Source organism: Caballeronia terrestris (assembly GCF_001544515.1).
Taxonomy (GTDB): domain Bacteria; phylum Pseudomonadota; class Gammaproteobacteria; order Burkholderiales; family Burkholderiaceae; genus Caballeronia; species Caballeronia terrestris.
On record NZ_FCOL02000563.1, the window covers coordinates 1 to 741 of the forward strand.

A 741-nucleotide genomic window follows, 5' to 3' on the forward strand; every position below is an offset into this window, starting at 1 on the left:
GCGAAACCATTGCCTGATGGCCTGCTGCACGACTTCTTCATCGACGCCTGCCGCAAGCATCCGGCGCAGACGGCCATCGTCGCGCCCGACAGGCGTATCGACTACGCCGAATTGCTGTGCCGGACCACGGGGCTGGCGAGCGAAATGCGCCAGTGGGGCGTGGCTCGCAACGATCTGGTCGCCATCGTCGCTCGCCGGGGCTGGCGGCAGGTAGCGGCCGCCATGAGCACCGTGCAGGCCGGCGCGGCGTACCTTCCCGTGGCCTATGACCTGCCGCCGGTGCGCAGGCAATGGTTGATCGACCAGCCCGGCGTGAAGGTCGTATTGTGCGAGCGCGATGCCGTCGCGACTTTGCGCGCGCCCGAGGGCGTCCAGTTGCAGGTGCTCGAGGACGCGTTGCCGGACGAAGCGCCGGCCACGCCCGTCGCCCTGGCCAGCGTCCAGGACCCCGACGACCTCGCCTACGTCATTTTCACGTCGGGTTCGACCGGCCAGCCCAAGGGGGTGGCGATCACTCATCGCGGGGCGGTCAACACCCTCCAGGATGTCATCGCGCGATTCGGCCTGGACGACCGCGACTGCGTCCTCGGTCTTTCCGCGTTCAATTTCGACCTGTCCGTCTACGACATTTTCGCCACGCTGGGCTGCGGCGCGACCTTGGTACTGCCGCCTCACAGCAGCAGTCCGTCACCCGCCGACTGGGCGCAAAGCATCGAGCAGCACGGCGTCACCGTCTGGAAC

Annotated in this window: 1 protein-coding gene; it reads left to right on the plus strand. The window is 67.7% G+C overall.

The annotated features are described in order from the left end of the window. Nucleotides 1-741: AMP-binding protein (locus AWB67_RS38955; protein ID WP_143746848.1), on the plus strand; the 741-nt coding region annotated here is incomplete at both ends.